The organism is Cupriavidus agavae, from assembly GCF_004217045.1.
Classification (GTDB): Bacteria; Pseudomonadota; Gammaproteobacteria; order Burkholderiales; family Burkholderiaceae; genus Cupriavidus; species Cupriavidus agavae.
Map to the genome: position 1 here is coordinate 134,450 of NZ_SGXM01000003.1, position 24,940 is coordinate 159,389.

The 24,940-nt window shown below is 67.7% G+C and carries 23 protein-coding genes; 9 read left to right on the forward strand and 14 right to left on the reverse strand.

What is annotated here, in order from left to right:
- Positions 1–8: 8 nt before the first annotated feature.
- Positions 9–590 carry a hypothetical protein gene (locus EV147_RS14450; protein WP_130391909.1) on the reverse strand — a complete coding sequence of 194 codons (582 nt, stop codon included), beginning with the start codon at positions 588–590 and terminating at the stop codon, positions 9–11.
- Between the two features lie 325 nt (positions 591–915).
- Here EV147_RS14450 and EV147_RS14455 point away from each other — a divergent pair, with 325 nt between their 5' ends.
- The 4 genes from EV147_RS14455 to EV147_RS14470 are packed head-to-tail and all read left to right on the forward strand — an operon-like array spanning position 916 to position 5,293.
- Positions 916–2,505 carry a flavin-containing monooxygenase gene (locus EV147_RS14455; RefSeq protein WP_130391910.1) on the forward strand — a complete coding sequence of 530 codons (1,590 nt, stop codon included), beginning with the start codon at positions 916–918 and terminating at the stop codon, positions 2,503–2,505.
- Between the two features lie 24 nt (positions 2,506–2,529).
- Entirely contained in the window at positions 2,530–3,429 is a 900-nt protein-coding gene (locus EV147_RS14460) for an SDR family NAD(P)-dependent oxidoreductase (RefSeq protein ID WP_130391911.1), read from the forward strand.
- Entirely contained in the window at positions 3,426–4,424 is a 999-nt protein-coding gene (locus EV147_RS14465) for an alpha/beta fold hydrolase (protein WP_130391912.1), read from the forward strand. Before EV147_RS14460 ends, EV147_RS14465 begins: the two co-directional genes overlap by 4 nt.
- Entirely contained in the window at positions 4,421–5,293 is an 873-nt protein-coding gene (locus EV147_RS14470; protein WP_130391913.1) for a metal-dependent hydrolase, read from the forward strand. Before EV147_RS14465 ends, EV147_RS14470 begins: the two co-directional genes overlap by 4 nt.
- A 103-nt stretch (positions 5,294–5,396) precedes the next feature.
- On the opposite strand, the gene EV147_RS14475 is transcribed toward EV147_RS14470, so the two are convergent.
- Positions 5,397–6,173 (reverse strand): MerR family transcriptional regulator, encoded by a 777-nt coding sequence (locus EV147_RS14475; protein WP_130392215.1) that lies wholly within the window; start codon positions 6,171–6,173, stop codon positions 5,397–5,399.
- A 111-nt stretch (positions 6,174–6,284) separates the two neighbouring features.
- Here EV147_RS14475 and EV147_RS14480 point away from each other — a divergent pair, with 111 nt between their 5' ends.
- The 4 genes from EV147_RS14480 to EV147_RS14495 all read left to right on the forward strand — a co-directional run bounded on the left by EV147_RS14480 (position 6,285) and on the right by EV147_RS14495 (position 11,641).
- A complete protein-coding gene (locus EV147_RS14480) occupies positions 6,285–7,220 on the forward strand; it encodes a LysR family transcriptional regulator (protein ID WP_130391914.1) in 936 nt (311 codons plus the stop codon).
- Between the two features lie 156 nt (positions 7,221–7,376).
- Complete coding sequence (locus EV147_RS14485; RefSeq protein ID WP_130391915.1) at positions 7,377–8,348, forward strand: Bug family tripartite tricarboxylate transporter substrate binding protein; 972 nt, start codon at positions 7,377–7,379, stop codon at positions 8,346–8,348.
- 31 nt (positions 8,349–8,379) lie between these two features.
- Entirely contained in the window at positions 8,380–9,354 is a 975-nt protein-coding gene (locus tag EV147_RS14490; protein ID WP_130391916.1) for a M14 family metallopeptidase, read from the forward strand.
- Between the two features lie 274 nt (positions 9,355–9,628).
- The gene (locus EV147_RS14495) at positions 9,629–11,641 is read left to right on the forward strand and encodes a methyl-accepting chemotaxis protein (protein WP_235844757.1); all 2,013 of its coding nucleotides are present in this window, start codon (positions 9,629–9,631) and stop codon (positions 11,639–11,641) included.
- Positions 11,642–11,681: 40 nt separating this feature from the next.
- Here EV147_RS14495 and EV147_RS14500 read toward each other — a convergent pair whose 3' ends face one another.
- From EV147_RS14500 to rpmH, 12 genes are all read right to left on the reverse strand, one after another.
- Positions 11,682–12,269: an Sbal_3080 family lipoprotein gene (locus EV147_RS14500; protein WP_130391917.1), complete on the reverse strand. Its 588-nt coding sequence runs from the start codon at positions 12,267–12,269 to the stop codon at positions 11,682–11,684.
- Between the two features lie 187 nt (positions 12,270–12,456).
- The gene (locus EV147_RS14505) at positions 12,457–13,050 is read right to left on the reverse strand and encodes an OB-fold putative lipoprotein (protein ID WP_130391918.1); all 594 of its coding nucleotides are present in this window, start codon (positions 13,048–13,050) and stop codon (positions 12,457–12,459) included.
- Positions 13,051–13,119: 69 nt separating this feature from the next.
- Positions 13,120–13,716, reverse strand: coding sequence for a TetR/AcrR family transcriptional regulator (locus EV147_RS14510; protein WP_130391919.1), 597 nt, complete (start codon positions 13,714–13,716; stop codon positions 13,120–13,122).
- Positions 13,717–13,789: 73 nt separating this feature from the next.
- A complete protein-coding gene (locus tag EV147_RS14515; RefSeq protein WP_235844758.1) occupies positions 13,790–14,287 on the reverse strand; it encodes a hypothetical protein in 498 nt (165 codons plus the stop codon).
- Between the two features lie 173 nt (positions 14,288–14,460).
- The gene (locus EV147_RS14520) at positions 14,461–16,095 is read right to left on the reverse strand and encodes an ATP-binding protein (RefSeq protein ID WP_130391920.1); all 1,635 of its coding nucleotides are present in this window, start codon (positions 16,093–16,095) and stop codon (positions 14,461–14,463) included.
- A gap of 17 nt (positions 16,096–16,112) precedes the next feature.
- Positions 16,113–17,552: a tRNA uridine-5-carboxymethylaminomethyl(34) synthesis GTPase MnmE gene (gene mnmE / locus EV147_RS14525; protein ID WP_130391921.1), complete on the reverse strand. Its 1,440-nt coding sequence runs from the start codon at positions 17,550–17,552 to the stop codon at positions 16,113–16,115.
- A 4-nt stretch (positions 17,553–17,556) separates the two neighbouring features.
- Positions 17,557–18,369 carry a CHAD domain-containing protein gene (locus EV147_RS14530; protein ID WP_130391922.1) on the reverse strand — a complete coding sequence of 271 codons (813 nt, stop codon included), beginning with the start codon at positions 18,367–18,369 and terminating at the stop codon, positions 17,557–17,559.
- Between the two features lie 107 nt (positions 18,370–18,476).
- Positions 18,477–19,247, reverse strand: coding sequence for a trans-aconitate 2-methyltransferase (gene tam / locus EV147_RS14535; RefSeq protein WP_130391923.1), 771 nt, complete (start codon positions 19,245–19,247; stop codon positions 18,477–18,479).
- Between the two features lie 154 nt (positions 19,248–19,401).
- A complete protein-coding gene (gene yidC / locus EV147_RS14540) occupies positions 19,402–21,078 on the reverse strand; it encodes a membrane protein insertase YidC (protein ID WP_130391924.1) in 1,677 nt (558 codons plus the stop codon).
- Positions 21,079–21,100: 22 nt separating this feature from the next.
- Positions 21,101–21,400: a membrane protein insertion efficiency factor YidD gene (gene yidD / locus EV147_RS14545; protein ID WP_130391925.1), complete on the reverse strand. Its 300-nt coding sequence runs from the start codon at positions 21,398–21,400 to the stop codon at positions 21,101–21,103.
- 8 nt (positions 21,401–21,408) lie between these two features.
- On the reverse strand, positions 21,409–21,846 hold the full coding sequence (rnpA, locus tag EV147_RS14550; RefSeq protein WP_407923236.1) for a ribonuclease P protein component: 438 nt from the start codon (positions 21,844–21,846) through the stop codon (positions 21,409–21,411).
- Between the two features lie 118 nt (positions 21,847–21,964).
- Positions 21,965–22,099: a 50S ribosomal protein L34 gene (gene rpmH, locus EV147_RS14555; RefSeq protein WP_008650850.1), complete on the reverse strand. Its 135-nt coding sequence runs from the start codon at positions 22,097–22,099 to the stop codon at positions 21,965–21,967.
- A gap of 859 nt (positions 22,100–22,958) precedes the next feature.
- Here rpmH and dnaA point away from each other — a divergent pair.
- Entirely contained in the window at positions 22,959–24,638 is a 1,680-nt protein-coding gene (dnaA, locus tag EV147_RS14560) for a chromosomal replication initiator protein DnaA (protein WP_130391927.1), read from the forward strand.
- The last annotated feature ends 302 nt before the right edge of the window (positions 24,639–24,940 follow it).

Genomic DNA, 24,940 nt, shown 5'->3' on the forward strand with positions numbered 1-24,940 from the left:
GTCGGGCCTCAGCTGTGCAGGGCGCGGTGGATGGCCGCGTTGGGTCCGGGATAGCCGCTGGCCGCCCAGGTCTCGGGCAGCGCGAAGTAACTGACGCTGACCAGCTTCACCAGCACCACGCCGCCTGCGTTCAGCGTGGCGAAACGGCTATGTCGCCAGCGTGCGAGAAAGCCGCGTACCTGTTCGGGCGTGGCCTCGGCCCAAGGCGCGCGGACCCCGGCCACGGCCCAGCGCAGCGGCGTGCTGGAGAGCAGGTCGAGCAGCTTGCGCAGTTCGTCGCGGCTGTTCAGGTCCATCGCGGCCAGCGTGCGGTCGATGTTCTTCAGCGCCCCGGCCACCCGAACCTCGCGCTGCGCGGCAGGCATCGCCTCCAGTTCGCTGGCCACGGCTGGCAGCAGCGCGCGGAACAGCGCCACGTCGCCGGTGCGAAGGAACGCCCTGCCGGGCTGCGGCGGTGTCTCGGCCGACGAGCAGCCGGTCAGCGTGGGAACCAGCGCCGAGCACGCGATGGCCGCGCAGAAGCCGCCGCCAACCTTCAGGAAAGCGCGGCGCGCTGGCATGGCCACGGCCAGATGGTGCGAGGTGGGCATCGTGTCTCCGTGTTGTTCTTGTCGCGGTGATGGGCTGCCGGCGTTGTGATTCTGCCGAAGCCGCCGAAATTTATTTCCATTGCGTGACGGGTTTCAAACGCACGACCGACATCGGCCCCGGACGCAGTTCCCGCCCTCCTGCACTTCGTTTGATGTGCGTCAACCGACACTGGAAATGACGTCCGAATAGAGCAATTCTTCGATTCAGCCCGTTGACCCGCGCGGAACGGAGTCCCTATGATGACATCGAACAATGTCACAATCAACGGTGTCGATGAGGGCCGGGCAGCACGGCGGGCCGAATGACACCCACTGGAAGGCGCATATGAACGCTCCGGCGGATCTCCCCACTCATGTCTTCGAACCACCCGCGGCCGAGGTGCCCGAGATCGTCTGCGACATCGCGGTCATTGGCAGCGGGTTTGCCGGGCTTGGCATGGGCATGCGCCTGAAGCAGTCCGGCGTGGACGATTTCCTGATCTTCGAGCGCGCCCACGCGGTGGGCGGTACCTGGCGCGACAACCACTACCCCGGCTGCGCGTGCGACGTGCAATCGCACCTCTACTCGTTCTCGTTCGCGCCCAACCCCGGCTGGTCGCGCATGTTCTCGGGCCAGGCCGAAATCCGCCAGTACCTGGAGCACTGCGCCAGCCGCTTCGGGCTGCGCGGGCACCTGCGCTTCGGCCACGCGCTGGAACATGCGCAGTGGGATGCCGCCGCGGCCGTCTGGCGCCTGCGCATGGCCAACGGCCGCCGGGTGCGCGCCCGCGTGCTGGTCTCGGGCATGGGCGGGCTCAGCACGCCGGCCATCCCGGACATTCCGGGCCTCGACCGCTTTGCCGGCACCGTGTTCCATTCGCAGCAATGGCGCCATGACTACGCGCTGGAGGGCAGGCGCGTGGCCGTGATCGGCACCGGCGCCAGCGCGATCCAGTTCGTGCCGCGCATCGCGCCCCAGGTGGCACATCTCGATCTCTACCAGCGCACGCCACCGTGGATCATGCCCAAGCCGGACCGCCGCATCTCGCCGGTGGAGCGCGCGCTGTTCCGCTACGTGCCGGTCACGCAGCGGCTGGTGCGCACGGGCCTGTACTGGATGCTCGAATCGCGCGTGCTCGGGTTCGTGATCCATCCGAAGCTGATGAAGGCGGTCGAGCAGGTGGCGCGCCGGCACCTGCGCCGGCAGGTGCGCGACCCGGCGCTGCGTCAGACGCTGACGCCGGACTACACCATCGGCTGCAAGCGCGTGCTGATCTCGAACGACTACTACCCGGCGCTCACCCGCGACAACGTGGACGTGGTGACCACCGGCATCGACCACGTGGAAGCCGACGGCGTGGTGCTGCGCGACGGCACGCGCCGCCCGGCCGACGCGATCATCCTCGGTACCGGCTTCCGCGCCACCGACCCCATCCCGCGCGGCGTGATCGTGGGCCGCGACGGCCACGACCTCACGGACGCCTGGCGCGACGGCGCCGAAGCCTATCTCGGCACCACGGTGGCCGGCTTCCCGAACCTGTTCCTGATCGTCGGCCCGAACACCGGCCTGGGCCACAGCTCGATGGTGCTGATGATCGAGTCGCAGGTGAACTACGTGCTCGACGCGCTGCGCCAGATGCGCGCCGGGCAGGTGCAGGCCGTGGACGTGCAGCCGCCGGTGCAGGCCCGGTTCAACCATGGCATCCAGCGCAAGCTGGGCCGGACGATCTGGTCGGCGGGTGGCTGCGCCAGTTGGTACGTGGATGCCGCCAACGGCAAGAACACCACGCTCTGGCCCGGCTTCACATGGCAGTTTCGCCAGGCCACGCGAGCGTTCCGGATGGCCGACTACGAACAGTGGCCGGTGCGGGCGCCCGTACCCGATGTTCCCCATGCCGGGGTACCCGCCGGCGCCGCAGAGACGGCGCGCGCCTGACCGCCCACCACAGGAGAGAGACCGATGAAGGATTTCCGCAACAAGGTTGCCGCGATTACCGGCGCGGGTTCGGGCATGGGCCGCTGCCTGGCGCTGCAGTTGGCGCAGGCGGGCTGCCACGTGGCGCTGTCGGACTGCAACGAGGCCGGGCTGGCGCAGACGCTGGCCGAAGTCCGGCGCGCCGCGCCGGGCGTGCGCGCCACCACGCACCGCGTGGACGTGGCGGACCGGGCGGCGGTCTACGCCTGGGCCGAGGCCGTGGCGGCGGCGCATGGCCGCGTGAACCTGATCTTCAACAATGCCGGCGTGGCGCTGTCGAGCACGGTGGAGGGGGCCAGCTACGACGATCTGGAATGGATCCTGGGCATCAACTTCTGGGGCGTGGTGTACGGCACCAAGGCGTTCCTGCCGCACCTGAAGGCGGCCGGCGAGGGCCATATCGTCAACACGTCGAGCGTGTTCGGCCTGTTCGCCCAGCCCGGCATGGGCGCCTACAACGCCAGCAAGTACGCGGTGCGCGGCTTCACGGAATCGCTGCGGCAGGAGCTGGACCTGATGGACTGCGGCGTGTCGGCCACCACGGTGCACCCGGGCGGCATCAAGACCAACATTGCGCGCGACAGCCGCGTCTCGCCCAGCGTCAACGGCCTGCTGGTGCGCGACGAACAGCAGGGCCGGGAGGAATTCGAGAAGTTCTTCATCACCACCGCCGACAAGGCCGCGCGCGTGATTCTTGCTGCCGTGCGCGCCAACAGGCGCCGGGTGCTGGTGGGCCCCGACGCCTACGCCGCCGACGCCATGGCGCGGCTGCTGCCGGCCGCCTACCAGTCCCTCGTCGTGAAGGAGGCGCGCCGCAAGCGCCGGCAATTCGTCGCGGCGCCGACTCCGACGCCCGCGCCGGCGCCGGATGGAGAACGCGCATGACCCGCGCGCTGCCGCCGGAAGCGGTGCTGCAGGCGCCGCCGGGCCCCTTCACGCGCTGGTTTGGGCAGGGGCGCCTGGGCTTCAGGAGCCTGTCGCGCGACACGCTGGCGCGCCGCTACGCGCTGCCGGCCTCGCGCTGGGTGCAGGTGATGGGCGCGCTGGTGCACTACACCGACGAGGGCGCGCCCGGAGCCGAGCCGCTGGTGCTGATCCATGGCTTCGGCGCGTCGCTGCACACATGGGAAGGGCTGATGCCGGCGCTGCGCCAGCGCTATCGCGTGATCCGCCTCGACCTGCCGCCCTTCGGGCTGACTGGTCCGTTGCGCGACGCACGCGGGCGCATCGTGACGATGGATGTCGATGCCTACCGCACGTTCGTCGACAGCTTCCTGCGCACGCTCGGCATCGCACGCGCCACGCTGGTGGGCAACTCGCTGGGCGGACTGATCGCGTGGGACCTTGCCGCGCGCCGGCCGGCGCTGGTGAGCCGGCTCGTGCTGATCGACGCGGCGGGCTTCCCGATGAAGCTGCCGGTCTACATCGGCCTGTTCCGCCACGCCCTGGTGCGCTGGTCGGCGCCATGGCTGCTGCCCGAGCCGATCATCCGGGCCGCCACGCGCGATGTGTACGGCGATGCGCGCCGCGTGCCGGAATCCACGTTCCGGCGCTACGTCGATTTCTTTTATGCAGCAGGCAGCCGCGCAGCGGTGGGCCGCATGGTGCCGAGGCTCGATTTCGACGCCCTCGACACCGGGCGGCTGCGTGCCGTGCAAGCCCCCACGCTGGTGCTCTGGGGCGAGCGCGACCGCTGGATACCGCCCGCGCACGCCGCGGCGTTCGCGGCACGTCTCCCCGTCGTGTCGCTGCGCCGCTACGCGGATCTTGGCCATGTTCCGATGGAAGAAGATCCGCAGCGCGTGGCGGCTGACCTGCTGCCCTTCCTCGACGGCGCCCCGCAGGCGCCCGTCCCTTCGATCCAGGAGTCCACACCATGATGCCGGTACGCCGCGACGTGCACCCCCATCTCCCGCCCGAACGCATCTGCAACTGGCACGAGCGCGGGCAGCACGTGACCCACTTCATCAACGCGCTGTCGATCTTCTTCCCGGCCGGCGAGCGCTTCTTCATGGACAGCGTGCGCAACTACCGCGACCGCGTGACCGATCCGGAACTCAGGCAGGCCGTGGCCGGCTTCATCGGCCAGGAGGCGATGCACACGCGCGAGCACATCCTCTACAACCGCCTGCTCGACGATGCCGGCCTGCCGGCCGCGCAGCTCGACCACGCGGTGGCGAAGCTGCTGAACCTGCTGCGCCGCATCCTGCCGGAGTCGTGGCAACTGGCGCACACCATCGCGCTGGAGCATTACACGGCGATGCTGGCCGGCGGCATGCTGTCCGACCCGCGCCACATGGGGGTATCGGAACCGGGCTACCGGCAGGTCTGGACGTGGCACGCGCTCGAAGAAACCGAGCACAAGGCGGTGGCCTACGACGTCTGGAACACGGTCATGAAGCCCGGCCCGTACCGCTACCTGCTGCGGGCGTTCACGATGCTGACCACCACGGTCACGTTCTGGGCGCTGGTGTTCGTGTTCCACGTGCGGCTGGTGCTGGCGGACAAGACGTGCCGCAACAAGCTGCGGGGCTTCGGCAGCGTGATGACGTTCCTGTGGGGCTCGCCCGGCGTGCTGCGCAAGATGATTCCGGAGTGGTTCGACTACTTCCGCCCCGGCTTCCATCCATGGGACGCAGACAACCGCGCGGAACTGGCCCGCATCCTGCCGCTGATCGAGGAAATTGAAGAAACGGCGATTCGCGCAGGGGCCAGCACGAAGGCCCCCTCGCTGCGCAGCGCGGCCTGACGTTTTCTCCGCCTCTCGGTGGGGGCAGCCGGGTGACAATTTGAGACGTTTGAGCAAGAAACCACTGCTTTTCTGGCTCAAACGTCTCACGTCTCACCCCTCCCTACTCCTGCCGCGTCTCTTCGCCCAGGTGCGCCAGGATCGCCGCCACCCGATCCCCGAGGTACTTGTTCGCCGAGATCTCCAGCGCCCGCATCATCTCGGTTTCCAGCGTGACCAGCGCCAGCGGCCGGATGCGCCAGAGCACATCGACGATGCGCGGCACTTCCGCCGGCGGCGGCAACTGCCCTTCGCCGAAGCGGTCCAGCTCGCGCACCACCATCCCGACGATGCGGTCCGACACCGCCTGAAAATGCCCGCGCGCCTGCTCGATGATGTCGAGCACGTCTTCCAGCGCGAATCCGGCCCGCGCCATTTCGGCGCCCGCCGCCAGCGCGCGCGGGCTGCGCGCCAGATAGCCGAGCCCGTCGCGTTCGAGCAGGCCCAGCGCGATGGCGCGTGACAGCGCCGGCCGCGAGATCGCCCGGCCGAACATGCGCGCCAGCGCCAGGTAGGAATAGTGGCGTGGCGCCTCGGTGTTCCACGGGCTGCTGATGGCCGATTCGAGCCCGAGGATCGATCGCAGGTCGTGCCCTTCCACGATGGCCTTGAGCAGCTCCATGATGTTGGCGAGCGTGTAGCCGCGCGCCAGCAGATGGTGGATCAGCCGCAGCCGGCCCAGGTGGGCCTGGGTGTAGATGCCCACGCGTCCGCGCCGCTCGGGCGGGTCGATCAGCCCCTTGTCCTGGTAAGAGCGGATATTGCGCACCGTGGTGCCGGCCACGCGCGCCAGTTCGTCGATGGTGTACTCGGGAGGCGCCGGGGACGGGTCTGCTGGCATGGCGGAAGGCGGGGAAGTGGCGGGCCGGCTGGCGCCCTGGGTGGAGGTCATGGCGAAAATTCTAAACGACTCGGGCGACGCTACAATGCGCCAACTCATTCCGGCGTCCCCATGCATATCCGTTGGCTCGAAGATTTCGTGTGCCTGGCGCAGGCGGGCAGCCTGGCGCGTGCCGCCGAACTGCGCAATGTCACGCCACCGGCGTTCGGCCGGCGCATGCAGGCGCTGGAGGTCTGGGCCGGCGCGCCGCTGATCGACCGCAGCGCGTTTCCGGTGCGGCTGACCGCCGAGGGCCGCCAGTTCCTGGAGGCCGCGCAAGGCGCGCTGCGCACGCTCGACGAGGCGCGCCTGTCGCTGCGCGCGGCGCACCGGGCCGATGCCAGCACGATCACGATCGCCACCGGCAAGACGCTGGCCCGCTCGATGGTGCCCGCCTGGCTGGCCGGCCTGCGCCACGCACTGCGCGACGACCCGGCGGGCGCCGGTTTCCGCACGCGGCTCTCCACGCATGCCATCCATGACGCGCTCGAAATGTTCACCGAGGGCGACGCCGACTTCCTGCTCTGCTACAGCCCGCACGACCTGCCCGTGATGCTCGACGATGCGCGCTACATGTTCCATCCCGTGGGCGTGGAGCGGCTGGTCTGCGTGGCCGCGGCCGACGCGCACGGCGGCCCGGCCTTCCGCCTGCAGGCCCCGCGTGCCGGCCGGCGCCCGACGCCGGTGCCGATGATCGCCTACGCCGAGACGCTGACGATGGGCCGCCTGGTCAACCAGGAAATCTCCCGCCGCCAGTTGGCCGGCTGGCTCGACGTGATTGCCGTCAGCGATTTCGCCGAGTCGGTGCACGAAATGGTGCGCCAGCACATGGGGCTGGCATGGCTGCCGGCACGGCTGATCGCCGACGACCTGCGCGACGGGCGGCTGGTGCGCGCCGATGCGCAGGGCGGCGATGGCGGCGACCTGGCGCTCGATATCCGGCTGTACCGGCCCAGGGCGCCCATGCGGGCGCTGGCGGAAGCGTTCTGGGGCGCGGCCACCGGCTGAGTTCCTGCGCCACTCTGCCGCCGCTCTGCCGCCGCGCCTGATGCACCAACATCGATCTTGCCGAATCGGCAACCGCTATTGCCAAACCTGCACGATGCCGCAGCGCGCGCTCTCTACCATCGGCGCAAACCATTCAAAGCCCTGCCGGAGAAATCGATGAAGACCCTGCTGCGCGCGGCCGTTGCCGCCTCCCTTGCCAGTGCCGCGTTTGCCGCGCCGGCCGCTCCCGCCTATCCGTCCAAGCCGATCACGCTAGTGGTTGGCTACACGGCCGGCGGCAGCGTCGACCTCGTGGCGCGCACCGTGGCCCCCGAGCTGGGCAAGCGGCTGGGCCAGAGCGTGGTGATCGAGAACCTGGGCGGCGCCGGCGGCACGATTGGCGCGCAGAAGGTGGTCAAGGCCGAGGCCGATGGCTACACGCTGCTGCTCGGCTCGGGCAGCGAGGTGTCGATCGCGCGCCTGACCAATCCGGCCGTGCGCTATGACGGCGAGAAGGACCTGGCGCCCATCACGTTCATCGGCACCCAGCCGATGGTGCTGGTCGGCAAGAACGACCTGCCCGCCCGCAATGCCGCCGAACTGATCGCGCTGGCCAGGGCCAGGCCCGGTTCGATGTCGTACGCCTCGTCGGGCGTCGGCACGCCGCTGAACCTGGCGGGCGAACTGATCAAGCAGCAAGGTAACGTGAACATCACACACGTGCCATACAAGGGCGCCTCCGCGATGGCCACCGACCTGCTCGGCGGCCAGATCGACCTCGCCGTGATGGTGCTGTCGTCCGCTCTGCCCCACATCCAGGCCAACCGCGTGCGCGCCTATGGCGTGACCGAAGGCAAGCGCGCCAGCGTGGCGCCGAACGTTCCGGCGCTGGCCGAGACGCCAGCGCTCAAGGGTGTCGACATGGGAGTATGGTTCGGATTGATGGCGCCTGGCAGTTTGACGAAGCCAGTTATCGATCGCCTGAATAGTGAAATGCAGGCCGTCCTGGCCATGCCCGATGTCCGCAAGAAGCTGGCCGAGGCGGGCGTCGAGGTGTCGCCCGGCACGCCGGCCCAGTTCGCCAGTTTCGTGAAGCGCGAGACGGCCAAGTACCGCACCATCGTGCAGACCGCCGACATCCGCCAGTAAAGTCTCCACCGCTGCCAGCAAGGAAGTACCCATGACGCAGAGCGCCCCCGCCTTCGAGGCCTACCCGGTCGAGGTCGAGTTTCCGGATATCCGCCCGTACGCCACGGGCAACACGGGCGTGGCCTACGTGCACACGTTCGATAGCGGCACGCCGGGACCGCATGTGATGATCAATGCACTGACGCACGGCAACGAAGTCTGCGGCGCGATTGCGGTGGCCGGGCTGCTCGACCATGGCCTGCGACCGCGCCGCGGCAAGCTGACGCTGTCGTTTGCGAACGTGGATGCCTACGCGCGCTTCGACGCCGCGCAGCCCGACGCCTCGCGCTTTGTCGACCAGGACTTCAACCGCGTCTGGACGGCGGCCGTGCTCGACGATGCGGCGCGCGATTCGTCCGAATTGCGGCGTGCACGCGCCATGCGTCCCATCGTCGATACCGTGGACCTGCTGCTCGACCTGCATTCGATGCACGAGAAGAGCCGGCCGCTGATCGTGTCGGGGCCGCTCGACAAGGGCATCGCGCTGTCCCGCGCCCTGGGCGCGCCGGCAGACGTGATCGTTGACGAGGGCCACCCCGAGGGCCGCCGCATGCGCGACTACGCGGATTTTGGAGATTCTGCGAGCCCGCGCAACGCGCTGCTGATCGAATGCGGCCAGCACTGGGAGACCTCGGCCGTGGATGTGGCCCGCGACAGCACCGCGCGCTTCCTGCTGCATGCGGGCATCGTCGAGGCCGCCGACCTGCCGGACGGCTGGCTGCGCCCGCTGCCGGCCACCCAGCGCGTGATCCGCGTGACCGAGCCCGTGGTGGCCCGCAGCATGGATTTCCGCTTCGCGGGCGCCTACACCGGGCTCGAAACGTTCACCGACGCCGGCACCGTGATTGCCTGGCGCGACGGCCAGCCGGTGGTGACGCCGTACGACAACTGCGTGCTCGTGATGCCCTCGCTGCGCCAACTTCGGCCCGGCGTGACCGTGGTCCGCCTCGGACAACTGGAGTCCTGACACAACAACCATGAAACCGGTTGCATGACCGGCAGGCCGCTTTCAGCGCCGGCGATGGCTCCCCTCAAGAGAGCCACGTCCGGCGCTTTCTCGTTGTGGATGTCATGTCATGCCGTGATATATCTGCGCGCAACGCAAGTCCGGTTAGATTAAGCACTCTTTTCATTCAAGGCGCCCCCCGGGGCGTCCGATAACCCGGACGTGACGACCTGCCGTCAGAGCGGGCGTTGCCCGTGCGCCATGATGGCGCACGGCGTTAATCACGGAGCGCCCCTTGTATTCGAATTCTTCCCTTACCCTGCCCCGGCAGGCGTCGGCTGGCGGCCTGCGCGCGCTTGCCAGCAGCTGGAGTATCGGCACGCGCATTGCGCTGGTCGTGCTCGCCGTCCAGATCGTGGCGTTCTGCGCCTTTGCGCTGGCGCTGTCGCTGAGCAGCATGCGCCAGCTCGAAGTGCAGGCGCGCGAGGCCATCACGGCCGAGAGCCAGACGCTGCGCGAACTCGTGGCCCAGCTCGACGACACCATGCTGCAGGAAGTCGACCGCTTCATGCTGAGCTTTGCGGCGGTGCTGCCCGGCCCGTACGCGGTGGATCCGTCGCAGACCATCGAGGTGGCCGGCAAGGCCACGCCCGAGTTCCGCAGCGGCGACCTGGTGCTGAACAACAGCTTCGAGATCCCGGACAGGTTCTTCGCCACGACCGGCGGCGTGGTGGCCACGGTCTTCGCGCGCACCGGCGACGACTACATCCGCGTGACCACCTCGCTCAAGAAACAGGACGGCCAGCGCGCCATCGCCACCACGCTGGACCGCGCCGGCGCGGCCTACGCGGCGGTGTCCTCGGGCAAGTCGTACCGCTCGCTGACGTGGTTGTTCGGCAAGCCATACATGAGCAAGTACGAGCCGGTGCGCGACGCCGGCGGCAAGATCGTCGGCGCGCTGTACGTGGGCGTGAACGTGGAGGCCGAGCTGGCCGCGCTCAAGAACCGCATCCGCCGCAAGACCATCGGCGAGGACGGCCAGTTCATCGTCATCGACGCCAAGCCGGGCGCCGACCAGGGCAAGGTCATGGTGGACCGCTCGGGCAGCGAGGGCACGGTGCAGATCGACGCCACGGACGCCAACGGCAAGCCCTGGGTGCGCGACATGATCGCCGCGAAGGATGGCAACGTGACCAACACCGTGGCAATCGGCAGCGGCGCGGCCGTGGAGCGGCTGACCGCGTTCGTGACCTATCCCGAGTGGCAATGGCTGATCGCCGGCAGCGTGCCCACGGCATCGCTGCGCGACGAGGTGGAGACCAGCCGCAACCGCTTCCTGGCGGGCGGGCTGCTGGCCGCGCTGGCCGTGTCGGCCGCGTTCTGGTGGCTGCTGCGCCGCATGGTCAGCCAGCCGCTGGCCAACGCCGCGCACGCCGCCAGCCGGCTGGCCTCGGGCGACCTGACCGCGCGCCTGCAGACCTCGCGCAACGACGAGATCGGCGAGCTGATGCGCGCCATCGACGGCGTGGGGCAGGGCCTGACCGGCATCGTCGACAAGGTGCGCGGCAGCGTGGGCGCCATTGCGGGCAGCACGAGCCAGATCGCCAGCGGCAATGCCGACCTCTCGGCGCGCACGGCGCAGCAGGCCGGCAGCCTGGAGCGGACGGTGGCGAGCATCGAGGAGCTGTCGGCCACGGTGAAGCAGAACGCCGACAACGCGCACGACGCCAATGCCGCCGTGGCCAGCGCGGCCGATGCGGCACGCGCCGGCGGCAGCACGGTGGGCCGCGTGGTGAGCACGATGGCCGACATCCATCGCAACGCCCAGCAGGTGGTGGACATCATCGGCATGATCGACGGCATCGCGTTCCAGACCAACATCCTGGCGCTGAATGCCGCCGTGGAAGCGGCACGCGCGGGCGAGCATGGCCGGGGCTTTGCCGTGGTGGCCGGCGAGGTGCGCAGCCTGGCACAGCGCAGCGCCAATGCGGCCGGCGAGATCAAGCAGTTGATCGAGCGCACCGTGACCGACCTGAAATCGGGCAACGAGGCCGTGCAGCAGGCCGGCACCGATATCAACGACATGGTGCGCCGCGTGGAAGGCATCGCCGCGTTGATGGGCGATATCAGCGTGGCGTCGCGCGAGCAGTCGCAGGGGCTGGCGCAGGTCAGCAGCGCCGTGGCCGAGATGGACACCGTGACGCAGCAGAACGCGGCGCTCGTGGAGGAAGCGGCGGCGGCGGCTGAAAGCCTGCATCACCAGGCGCAGGAGCTGCGCCAGGCGGTGGAGGTGTTCCGCCTGGCCTGAGCGCCGGGACGCCCGCCCGTTCCGGGGCGGGCACCGGCCGTCAGGCTGCCGGGGCCGGCTGCGGCGCCGGCGCGGCCTGCGCGGGAGCGGTCTCGGGTTGGGGCTGCGGCTTCAGGCCCGGGAAGAGCTGGTCCACCAGTTCCTCGATCTTCATTTCGGGCGGGATGAAGTTGCTCAGGTTCACGCCGCCCGCGCTGCGGTTGGCGTTGAAGATGGCCTTGCCCACGCGCTCGCCGTTGCGGTACACGGTGATGTCGGCGGCGGCCAGGAACGGCGTGATGTAGGTCTGGCGCTGCGCCACGTACATCGCCGTCATCGGGCACGACGCCATCGACGAGTACGGCGGCAGCAGCTTGACCTCGAAATTGCGCGCGCGCAGCGCCTTCACGAAGCTCTCGACGAAGGCGTTGCTGTTGGCCTGGTTGGCCACCACGCAGAACAGCGAGCCGTCGGCACCGACCACGCGGTTGCCGTCGACGCGGAACTGCGCCGGGCCGCCGAAGGCGCCGTTCTGGAAGCCGGCGATCGGATCGATCTGGTCCGCGCGGTCTACCGGCAGCACGCTCTGGTAGGTGGAACAGCCAGTGGCCAGCAGGGCCAGCGTGGCGGCAATCGTAACTCTCTTCATCTTGGATCCTGGATCGCGTCGGCGAGGGCGCCGGCCGCCCGCACCCGTCACGAAGACGATGCGGGGCGCATTGCCGGCAGCATGCCTGCGTAATGTAGGCGTGCCGGCCCAGGATCAAAGCGGGGAACAGCGGGCGACAGATGCCGCAAATCGGCGGCTGGGGCGCCGGCGAGCCGCGGGGTGCCGCTTAGTTCGCTCCGCCGCGCAGCAGGCAGTCGGACAGCAGCGGCGTGCCGTCCTCGGCCACCCCGGCGCCATTGCACTCGACGGCCACCTTCTGGCCGCGCCGGACCATGGTCGCCCGGGCCTCGACCTCGCAGGCGCGCGTGCCGGGGCCGCAGATCTGCCGCGGCAGCAGGTCGCCACGGACCACCACGCCCGGATTGTCGGTGCGGATTTCCAGGTACACGTGGTTCTGGTCGCGCCGGATGCCGCTGGCCACGCCCTCGACGATGATGTACTTGCCCCGGTAGCGGTCGTCGGCGGCGCCGGCATTGTCGCGGTAGTCGCTGGCCAGGCTCTCGGCGGCCACCTGCGGCAGGATGTCGGCCGGCCGGTTCTCGTCGATGCTGATCGGGTCGAGCGTGCCGTTGCGCGGGATGCCGCGCGGGATGCTGGCCGGGATGGCGGGCGCGGAGGCGTCCGGGGCTTCCGGAGCGTCGGCGACATACTGGGAATCGGCAGGCGGGGCGTCGGCCTTGTCGTTGCCGACGAACCAGAGCAGGATCAGGACAACGACGGCGACAACGGCAACGAGGGTTTGGCGGGTGCGGCTCAACATCGTGGAGGGGGCGGGACGGCGCAGGGCCGGCCGCTGGCTGGCAGAGGAAAGTCCGCCAGTGTAGCGCGCCTAAGCCGCCTGCACCCCGGCGAGCAGGGACGCGCGGGCGGCCGCCAGAATCTCGTTCGACAGCGGCGTGCCCATCGTGGCGCGCGACAGCATCAGCGCACCGGCCAGCGTGGCCATCTGCGCCAGCGCCGCCGCCCGGGCCGCGCCGGCATCGTCGCCGGGCTGGATCGAGGCCAGGATGTCGAGCAGTTGCTCCACGCCATCGTGGAATGCCGCCCGCACCGGCTTGTCATCGGCCTCGCGCGCCACATCGTTGGCCAGCGCGGCCACGGGGCACCCGGTGCCCGCACTGTTGCGGTTGCGCGCCGACAGATAGCCGTCGATCAGCGCCGACAGCGCGGCGGCACGATCGGGCGCGTCGGCCACGCGCTTGCGCCAGCGGGCCTCGGACTCCTCGAACGCCCGCGCGCAGGCAATGGCCGCCAGCGCGTCCTTCGACTCGAAATGCCCGTAGAACCCCCCATGCGTCAGCCCCGCCGCTCCCATCAGATCGGCCACGCTGACCCCATGAAAGCCCTGCTCGCGAAACAGCCGCGCCGACACCTGCTCGATGACTGCGCGGTTCTTCTCCGCTTCCGCCTTGGATACGCGCGGCATGATGAACTCCAGAACACGATCCAGCCGATGGTCCGCCACATCGGCGGGCAAGTCAACGCAGGGGGCTTCCAGGTCAGACGATGGTCGGCCCCGCCTTGCCCAGCGCCGCCAGATAGTCAGCCGCGCCGTACGGCGCACTCTGACCGTGCCGGCTCAGGAAGAAGTCACGCAGGATATCGCCCTGCTGCTCAAGCTTGTAGTCGGACAGCGCCTTGCCCCGTTCAAGCCGATATCGATACTGGTTGAAGCCAAGGAAATGCCTCACCTGCTCCCAGGCACCGCGCCACAGCACATTGACGCCGCGCTGGTATTGCCACACATGGGTCATCTCATGGATGAACAGTGCCTGCAACGCCAGCCCGCCTTGGCTGAAGTCATCGATCCAGCGCAGCTTTCGCCCAAGATAGATCTGCCCGTTCGGCGTGACGATGTAGCGACCCCCCTGCCAGAACACGAAGTTCCGGCGATGGACAACCACCGACGCGTAATCGACCGCGTCTGCGAAGACCTGGCGGGCGAGGGCGATCTCGGCAGGGGTGAGGGGGCGGGAGTTGGTGCGGTCAGGCGCCATGCACAAAGCCATAGGGAGAATACGGCGCAATGTTTGGCGCATTGTCTGGCCGAGGTTGTACGTTTGCGCCAAACAGGCGAGCGCACTGTGACAAGGGATCGCGGGCTTTGCACGGTCGATTTGGCGCAATGCTTTGGTTCGCCGGCGTCGGATAAGCCGTCATTTGCGCCAAATCATGGGATTCGGTACCGCGTCCCTCGGCGCAGTCCCTCTTGACGAAGTTTTCCTTCCTTTACGAGTTGCTCAAGGCCCCTGCGCAGGCGTGAACGAGGAATCTCATCGCCAATGCGCTGGTGAATCTCGCTGATCCTCGCCAGCGGATATCGCCCGACGTCCTCCACGATCAGCGCAAGCAACCGATGTGGTTCGATACGCTTTAGCGTTGTTGACGTTGAAAAATCCAGACTGCGGATCAGCTTGGGATCGACGAAATATCGCACCGCCTGGGTGCGGCCTGCGCTTTGCACCAGTCCCCATGCCAAGGCCCGCTTGAGCCACAACTGCAAGGAATCCACAGAGGGAAGTTCCAGGGCCGCGGCCAACTCGCGCGCAGTGAGGGCTTCGTGCTGTGCCAGCAGCGCCAGGACGATACGCTCTCGCTGCGTCAATTGAAACGTCTGATCCGCCTTGGCGACGAAGTCGATCATCTCTGGCTTCTGGATGCGGCGGCGTATTGTCACCTCGACACCGTCATCCAGTTCCCTGAGCGCAGGGACGGGCCGCCCTTGGGAAAGCAGCACTTCGAACATCTTGTCGAAGCCGCTACCCTCCCGTTCCATGAGGCGGAGATCGTGAAAAAGCCGGGCCAGATGCTCGTTTCGTCGTACTGTCGTATGCAACACGTTCCGGGGCGTGACACCGAGCGGCAGAAGTCCCGGATTGACGACCTCCAGACCGTCGGGATGCAGATTCAGGAAAATATCGCCCTGCTGCGTATAAGGGCGATGAACCAGTGCGTTGACCAGCAGTTCCCGCACCACGATTTCGTCGAATGCTGGCACGAACTGGCGGTACAAGCCGTCGGGAAGTTCGTAGCTTTCGCGAAAATCGGGCACTTCGCGCCAGACGGATTCGACCATTTCCATCGGGTTCAAGTCATGGTCATCCCAGACCAGCTTGTTGACTTTCGATCCGCGTTCGTCGTACTTGATGAACTGAACAACGGGAGCGGTGGCCAACCTGGCGCGGTCGAACTGCCTGCCGACACAGAGAACACCTAGATTGGTCAACAGTCCGCCATGCGAGAGCTGGTAGTGTTCGAGCAACTCGCCATCGGCTTTTTCCTTCACCGACGGTTTGACGCGGTCCGAGTTGCGTAGCGCGCTTGCCAGCACATGGAGCTTGTCCGGATCGCAATTCGTTGAGGGAATCTGCATCGAAACTTGCGTTTCCCAAGAGGAACTGCCCCGCTCGTTGGCCAGGCGCATCACGTCGTCGCCCGTCACCGGTTTGCTCTGGTCAGCAACACGGAGAAAATAGCGGCCGTCCGTGGTCGATGCGACGGACGTGGCACGCGGAATGATTACGTCGAGATACTGGCCGCCGTTCAATGCGGTTCTGATGGTTGGCAACGCCACGACATTGACCGTCCGCTCGGCAAGCTTTCTCCGGAGCGTATCGTCCAGTCCGATGGGAACCCGCTGGTCGGGTGGGGGCATTGCCTGGTCATCCTCAATGCCTATCAGCAAATGGCCCCCGGTGGCGTTGGCGAACGCTACGCAGTCTTTCGCCAGTTCCGCCCAATCTACTGTCCGGCCGACAATCGAGCGTAACGACTTCTTGTCGAGAAGCTGTCCTTCCTGGCTCATTCGCTATTCCCCGCCCCTCACTTCCCAATACAAAACCGCGTAAAGATCGTCCCGAGCAGGTCGTCGCTGGTGAACTCGCCGGTGATGCTGTTCAGGTGGTCCTGGGCGAGGCGCAGTTCCTCGGCGAAGAGGTCGAGGGCCTGGGCGTTCTGTTCGGCGCGTTCGACGGCGCAGTCGAGGTGGGACTGGGCGCTGCGCAGGGCGGTGAGGTGGCGTTCGCGGGCCAGGAAGGTGCCTTCGTTGCCCGACTGCCAGCCGATCAGGCGCAGCAGTTCGCGGCGCATGAGGTCGATGCCGGCGCCGGTGCGGGCCGAGATCCAGATTTCGGTGGGATTGGGGCCGTTGGCCACCACCACGTGCGGGCGGTTGCCGCCGAAGCCCATCTCGCCAGCCGCCGGGGCGAGGTCGATCTTGTTGACCACGCGCACGATGGGCGCGCCCGGCGGCAACTGGCCGCTGAGGCGGTCGTCGATATGGTCATCGGTCTCGGAGAGGCCGTGTTCGAGGTAGTCGGCGGCGTCCACCAGGTGCAGCACGATATCGGCGCGGCGGATGGCCTCCCAGGTGCGCTCGATGCCGATGCGCTCGACTTCGTCGGCCGCATCGTCACGCAGGCCGGCGGTGTCGATGATGTGCAGCGGGATGCCGTCGATCTGGATGGTCTCGCGCACGCGGTCGCGCGTGGTGCCGGCGATCGGCGTGACGATGGCCAGTTCGGCGCCGGCCAGCGCGTTGAGCAGCGACGACTTGCCCACGTTCGGCTGCCCGGCCAGCACCACCGACAGCCCTTCGCGCAGCAGCGAGCCCTGGCGCGCCTGCTTGAGCACGCCCGCCAGCGCTTCGCGGATGCGCGTGAGCTGGCCGCGTGCGTCGGAGGCTTCGAGGAAATCGATCTCCTCCTCGGGAAAATCGAGCGTGGCCTCCACGAGCATGCGCAGGTGGATCACCTTTTCCACGAGCGCGTGGATGGCCTTCGAGAACTCGCCCTCCATCGAACGCGCCGCCGAGCGTGCGGCGGCCTCGGTGCTGGCTTCGATCAAATCCGCCACCGCTTCGGCCTGCGCCAGATCAAGCTTGTCGTTGAGAAACGCGCGCCGCGTGAACTCGCCGGGATCGGCCACGCGCAGTCCCACGGACTTGCCGGCTTCGAGGCAGCGCGACAGCAGCATCTGCATGACCACCGGGCCGCCGTGGCCCTGCAGTTCGAGCACTTCCTCGCCGGTGTAGGAGTTGGGCGCGGGGAAGTAGAGCGCGAGGCCGTGGTCGATGACCTTGCCGCGTGCGTCGAGAAACGGCAGGTAGGTGGCGTGGCGCGGCTGCAGGTTGCGGCCGCAGACGGCGCGCATGATGGTGCCGACGTCGGGGCCGGAAACGCGCACGACGCCGATGCCGCCGCGGCCCGGTGCGGTGGCAATGGCTGCGATCGGTAGCTCGGTCGATGTCTGGATGGCTGTCATGGCGTTATTGTCGCAGATCGTTCCGGGGGGCGGCCGGGGCTTCGGCTGGGGTTTGGGGGGCGGCTGCGGCGCAGCCCAGGCACTCCGCCATCAGCCGGCGCGCCACGGCGCCGTCGATCAGCGCACCCAGTTCCGACTGCCGCCTGACCAGCTTCTTGCGCAGCCGCTTGCGGTAGCGGCGCGGCAGCACGTCGGACAGCGCCTCGATGGCATAACGCAGGCGCTTGTTGCCGATGCGGAGCTGGTGCACGTGGTCGGTCTGGCCGTCGCGGGCCACGCGGGCAAGTTCGCGTACCCGCCGGCGCGCCTTGCGTATCCGGCGCGGCGCGAAGGTCTTCAGGCGCGACCCGGACCTGGCCGAAGCAATGTGGATCAGGTCGCGGTAGAGGACCGGCAGCGGCGACTGACGGTAACGTGACAGGCTTGTCATCATCTCGTCGCGTGCGACGCTGCGCCGTTCCTGCGCCGTGGCGACGAGCGCGGCAAGTACCGGATCGTCGGGCTGCTTTTCGAGCGCGGGCGCCAGCGTTTCGGCGAGAAAGACATCCCAGTCGCGTACCGGACCGGCCGCGTCGGCCATCTCGCACAGGGTCCGCTTCCAGCGCGCCTTCCGATGATTGCCGAGGATCGGCCCGAAGGCCCACGCAACGGCGCGCAGATGGCGGATCGCCACGCGCAGCCGGTGCACGTCCTCGACCTCGTCACGATGGAGTACGGCTTCCAGCTGGTGGTCCACGGCCCGCAGGCCGTGGTCGCCAAGGACCACGAATGCCCTGGCGGGTCGCATCTTCCGGTGCAGCACGGGCTGACGGCTCATGGCGGTGTCTCTTGATCTGGATCGGAGAAGAGAGTGACTGCGCAGCGGTCCGTCTAGTGTAGGCGATGGCGCACCTGAGTGGCGTGATAGCCACCCAGGGGCCGGAGTCAGCGCGTGGCGACCATGAAGACGCGCGGGAACGGCAGCAGCACGGTGCCATCGGGCAGGGCCGGAAAGACCTTGGCCAGCGCCGCCTCGTATTGCCGGAGGAAGGCGGCTTTCCCGGCGTCGTCGAGCGGGGCCAGGAAGGGCCGCAGGCCGCTGCCCTTGAACCATTCGACCACCGCCGCGGCGCCGCCCTTGAGCGGATGCTGGTAGATCGTGCGCCAGATGTCCACGCGGCTGCAGTGCGGCTTCAGCAGTTCGTAGTACCAGCGTTCCGCCGGCAGCGTGGTGCGCGCGCCGGCCGCACTGGCGAGCTTGGCGGCCCACGGACCGTCGAGCGCCGTTTCGCGCATCAGCACGTGCGACGGCTGGTCGAGGTTGTCCGGCATCTGCACGGCGAGGCTGCCGCCGGGGGCCAGCCGGCTGACGAGCGCCGGGAACAGCGTGGCGTGGTCGGGCACCCACTGGAACACGGCGTTGGCCAGCATCACGTCCCACGGGCCGGCGTCGTTCCACTGGGTGACATCGGCCATATCGAAACGCAGGCCGGGCAACCGCTTGCGCGCGGCGGCGATCATGTCGGCATCGCTGTCCACGCCGGTCACCTCGGCGCCGGCAAAGCGTGCCGCCAGCACTTCGGTGGAATTGCCCGGGCCGCAGCCGATATCGATGACGCGCCGCGCCTCGACGGGCGGAATCGCCGCCACCAGGTCGCGCACGGGGCGGGTGCGTTCGTCCTCGAACTGTACGTACTGGCTGGCCGACCAGGTCATGGCGTGTCCTTTCCGCTGCGGCGGGGTTGCGAAGTCTTATATAAGAGTGGAAGCATACGCCCGGCGCGCCAGCCTTGCCACCGCCCGCCTCGGGCAACAAAAAACCCGGCGCGGGGCCGGGTTCTTCGTTGGTGCGGGGTGATTCCCCGGCGTTTCAGCTCTTGGCGATCGCCGCCGCCTTGCTCTTGCCGAGCATCCGGTTGATCTGCCATTGCTGGGCGATCGACAGGATGTTGTTCACGACCCAGTACAGCACCAGGCCGGCCGGGAAGAAGAAGAACATGAACGAGAACACCAGCGGCATGATCATCATGACCTTGGCCTGCACGGGGTCCGGCGGCGTCGGGTTCAGCTTGGTCTGCACGAACATCGACACGGCCATCACGATCGGCAGGATGTAGAACGGGTCCGGCACCGACAGATCGTGGATCCAGCCCAGCCACGGCGCGCCGCGCATTTCCACCGACGACAGCAGCACCCAGTACAGCGCGATGAAGACCGGGATCTGGATCACGATGGGCAGGCAGCCGCCCAGCGGATTGACCTTCTCGGTGCGGTACAGCGCCATCATTTCCTGGTTCATCTTCTGCGGATCGCCCTTGTGGCGCTCGCGGATGGCCGTCATGCGCGGCTGCAGGTCCTTCATCTTGCCCATCGAGCGGTAGCTCGCGGCGGACAGCGGGAAGAACACCAGCTTGATCAGCACGGTCAGCGCGATGATCGACCAGCCCCAGTTGCCCAGGAAGCCGTGCAGCTTCTCCAGCAGCCAGAACAGCGGCTTGGCCAGGATGGTCAGCCAGCCATAGTCCTTCACCAGTTCCAGGCCCGGCGTGATCTGCTCGAGCATGTGCTCTTCCTGCGGACCGGCGAACAGGCGTGCCTGCGTGCTGACCGCGGCGCCCGGCGCCACCTGGCCCAGCGGCTGCTGGATACCCACGCGGTACAGGTTCGGATCGATCTGCTCGGCGTAGAAGCTGTGTTCCTTGCCGTTCTGCGGAATCCAGGCCGAGGCGAAGTAATGCTGCACCATCGCCACCCAGCCGTTGTCCGTGGGGCCCGGCACGGTGGCCTTGCCCTTCGAGATGTCCTCGAAGCTGATCTTGTGGTACTTGTCGGCGTTCGTGTAGATGGCCGGGCCGGTGAACGTGCTGTAGAACTGCGACTGCTCCACCTTGCTGCCGTCGCGCGCCAGTTCCAGGTACAGCGTCGGCGAGATCGGCGCCGTGCCCGTGTTGGCCACGTCGAAGCGCGTGTCGATGACGTACGTGCCCTTGTGGAACGTGTACGTCTTGGTGAACTTCACGCCGTTCTTCTCGGCCGTCAGCACCACGTCCACCTTGTCCTGCCCCGGCGCCAGCGTGCGCGCGCCCGGCACGGCCGTGAACACCGTGGTGTGGTTCGGCAGGTCGCCGCCGATCAGGCCCGAACGGGCGAGATAGGTGCGCGTGGCGTCGCGCTCGAACAGCACCACGGGCTTGCCGTCCTTCTCGTGCTGGTTCAGCAGTTCGAGGCGCGACACGATGCCGCCGGCGGTGTCGATCTCGGCGCGCACCTCGTCGGTGGTCACCACGACCTTCTCGGCCGAAGGCTGGGCCGCGCCCTGCGGGGCCGCCGGCACCGCGCCAGGCGCCGAGGCGCTCGTCCCGCTGGCCTTGGGCACGTCACCCTGGGCCGCGGCGCCGCTCGCACCGCCGGCCGGTGCGGCCTGCTGTTGCGTGTTGGCGCTCGGGAAGAACATCGACGCGTGGCCGTTGGCGCGCTGCCAGTTGTCGTAGAGCAGCACGAGGGACATCGAGAAGATGACCCACAGGATGGTGCGTTTGATATCCATGTCTCGCTATGGTCTGGGGGAATCAGGGTCTGGGGAGCCGGACCGTGACAGGCGGACGGCCTGGCGCGGCGGATGCCCGGGTCGCCGCGGCGGCCTTCCCGTTTACTGCAGGCTCGGGCACGGGATCATACCCGCCCTTTGCGAAAGGATGGCAACGGCAGAGCCTGCCGGCGGCCATCCACGTGCCGCGCGCCGCGCCATGGCTGACGATGGCGTCGCGGGCATAGTCGGAACAGGTTGGCAGGAAGCGGCACTGCGAGCCAAGGTACGGACTCAGGGCGATCTTGTAGATGCGCAGCAGGGCAAGCAGGATTCGCTTCATGATGATGGTCAGGCGGGGGAGGCGGGCAGGCCGGCTGGCCTGGCTGGCTCGGGCGGGGCCACGGGCAGTGGCCTGGCCGCGATATCGAGCAGCCCGCTGATTTCGGCATGGCAGGTCCGCCGGATCGCGGTCCGGCTGGCGAACTCCGCACGCGGAAACTTCGCCTGCAGCCGTAACAAAATGTCACGGCCACCGAATTGGTCCTGCCGGCCGCGAAACAGTTCCCGCACCATGCGCTTCACGAGGTTGCGCTCGGCGGCGCGCGGCGCGAACTTCTTGCCCACCACGATGCCGAGCCGGCCCTGCTGCTGGCCGTTGGCGCGCACGTACAGCACGAAGTGCGTGCTGCGACGCCGTGGCCGCAAAGCAAAAACGGATGAAAACTCATCCGTCTTTGTGAGCCTCGCGGCTTTGGGGAAGGCATGGTCCGACACGCTGGTCAACACTGGGAAGACACCGTGCTGCGGCACTCCTGGCCATCCTGAGGGCGAGGCGTCGGGCTGGGGCGTGGCCATCGTGCGGCGGCTGCCGCCATGGTCACCACCCCGGCCGGTCGCCCGGCACTCAGATTGCCAGGCGCTTGCGGCCCTTGGCGCGGCGGGCGTTGATCACGGCACGGCCGCCGCGGGTCTTCATGCGCACGCGGAAACCATGGGTACGCTTGCGGCGGGTAACGGAAGGTTGGTAGGTACGTTTCATGTTGCACTCTCTGGTTGATCCGGGCTTTCCGGGCGCCGGCCTATGCCGGACCGCCTTGGCCGCCGCGTATGGTTCGCATGGGGCTGCCGCACAGCCGACGCCCGCCTGATTTGGGCAAGGTGGCCGCGGCTCTGCCGACGATTCTGGTTCTGTCTTGCTGCCGGCCGCCGCTGGCACCGCCGCGTGGGACGGGGCACTGGCGGGGATCAGACCGCTTGCCTGATGCCGCACATGCGTGCATGTGGCGGTACGGGCCAGACCCGGCGATGCGCATACGTGATCCCCTGCCGCATCGCAGAACCCGCCATTTAACTGATTTTCGCAAGGCGTGTCAAGGCGGCAGACGGATAGTGCCCGAAACGCCGCCACAATGCCTCGCCGGCTGTGGGTAAACACCGGTGCACCATTGTCCACAATGGACGGTGGGTAACTTTCGGTACGGCCAGATGGGTGCCCGAGACCCGTCCAGGTGATCCAACTTGTTGTTTTCCATGGATTATCTGGCGTTCAAGGCGCTTGCAGCGGCAGCTGCGGACCCGGTTGTGCACACAAATCCACTGATTTTTCACAAGTTGTCCACAGGGTTATCCTTTGTGGATAACTTGGACCGGGGGGTACAATCCCGGTCCAAACACTACACGGGCTGCGTGGCGCACGCACAACCCGGGTCTTCCTGCCTTGGTATACCTCGCCGGTGTGCCGATTTTCGAATGCCGTTGCCGTGCCTCGGGCACGATGGGCGGCATTTTGCTTTTCGCGGCTCGTTTGCCGCGACTGGCAGCAGGAAGTCCCGTGGCCGGCCGCCGCCCCGCCCGTGACGTGCCAAGCAGCGTTGTGGCGCGATCACTTAGAAGAACACATGCAAGATTTCTGGCAGGCGGCAGCCGCGCAGCTCGAGCGCGAACTGACGCCGCAACAGTTCAAAACCTGGATCAAGCCGTTGGCGCCGGTCGCCTTCGACGAGGAAGCGCATGCGCTGCGGATTGCCGCGCCCAACCGCTTCAAGCTCGACTGGGTCAAGAGCCAGTTCTCGGGCCGCATCACCGCCCTCGCGTGCGAATACTGGGAAACGCAAGTTAGCGTTCACTTTGTGCTGGATCCCGCTGCGTCGGGCCGGGCGGCAACCTATACCCAGCAGGCGATGCAACAGGGCGCCGACCACGCCGCCGGCGGCCACGCAGGAGTGGGTGCGGGCAATGCGCCCTATCCGGGCTACCCGCAGGCGCCGGCCCAGCATCCTGCCCAACACCCTGCCCAGATGGGCGGTTATCACGAATACGCCCAGCCTCCGGCGCATGCGCAGGGCGGGCAGCCGCCGTACGGTGCGCCCGCGCAGAACCGCGCCGCCGCGCCGACCGGCCATCCGCTGCAGGGCAATGCCGGCGCGAGCCATGACCTGGGCGATATCGACGTGGCCCAGATGGACCCGGCCGAGGCCAGCGCGCGCTCCTATCGCCCGCCGCAGCCTCAGCAGCAGCCGTCCGGCGCGCCGGCGCAACCCAGCGACACGGTGCACGAGCGCTCGCGCCTGAACCCGATCCTGACGTTCGACAACTTCGTCACCGGCAAGGCCAACCAGCTGGCCCGCGCGGCGGCGATCCAGGTGGCCAACAACCCCGGCAAGTCCTACAACCCGCTGTATCTCTATGGCGGCGTGGGCCTGGGCAAGACCCACCTGATCCACGCCATCGGCAATTTCATGCTGATGGAGAACCCGCGCGCGCGCATCCGCTACATCCATGCCGAGCAGTACGTCTCGGACGTGGTGAAGGCGTACCAGCGCAAGGCGTTCGACGAGTTCAAGCGGTACTACCACTCGCTGGACCTGCTGCTGATCGATGACATCCAGTTCTTCTCGGGCAAGAACCGCACGCAGGAAGAGTTCTTCTACGCGTTCGAGGCGCTGATCGCCAACCGCGCGCAGGTGATCATCACCAGCGATACGTATCCGAAGGAAATCACGGGCATCGACGACCGCCTGATCTCGCGCTTCGATTCCGGGCTGACGGTGGCCATCGAGCCGCCGGAGCTGGAGATGCGCGTGGCCATCCTGATGAAGAAGGCCGCCGCCGAGAACGTCAGCGTGCCCGAGGAAGTGGCGTTTTTCGTGGCCAAGCACCTGCGCTCGAACGTGCGCGAGCTGGAAGGGGCGCTGCGCAAGATCCTGGCGTTCTCGAACTTCCACGGCAAGGACATCACGATCGATGTCACGCGCGAGGCGCTCAAGGACCTGCTGACCGTGCAGAACCGCCAGATCTCGGTGGAGAACATCCAGAAGACCTGTGCCGATTTCTACAACATCAAGGTCGCGGACATGTATTCGAAGAAGCGGCCCGCCAATATCGCGCGGCCGCGCCAGATCGCCATGTACCTGGCCAAGGAACTGACGCAGAAGAGCCTGCCCGAGATCGGCGAGCTGTTCGGCGGGCGCGACCACACCACGGTGCTGCACGCCGTGCGCAAGATTGCCGACGAACGCAGCAAGGACGCACAGCTCAACCACGAGCTGCACGTGCTGGAACAGACGCTCAAGGGCTGATTCCAGGCCAGCCTTGCCGGGCTGGCATACTACTGGGTGCGCGTCCGGCGGCAACCGGGCGCCAGAATGACTTTGGATTGCGGTATCTGACCTCAGATAAGGCTTTGCGGTGAGTCGGGACGCGTTGGCGAAAGCCGGCGCCTGACCGTGGCATTTTGTGCACAGGCAGGCGCCCCGCCGGACTCGCCCCGCTTCACCGCAGCGGCTTATCCTTGGTACAATACAGGCCATTAACTCCTTGATTCCTTTATGATTTTGGAGTCAGGAGCTGCGCCCTGTTCCGCGGTCGCCGATGACAAACG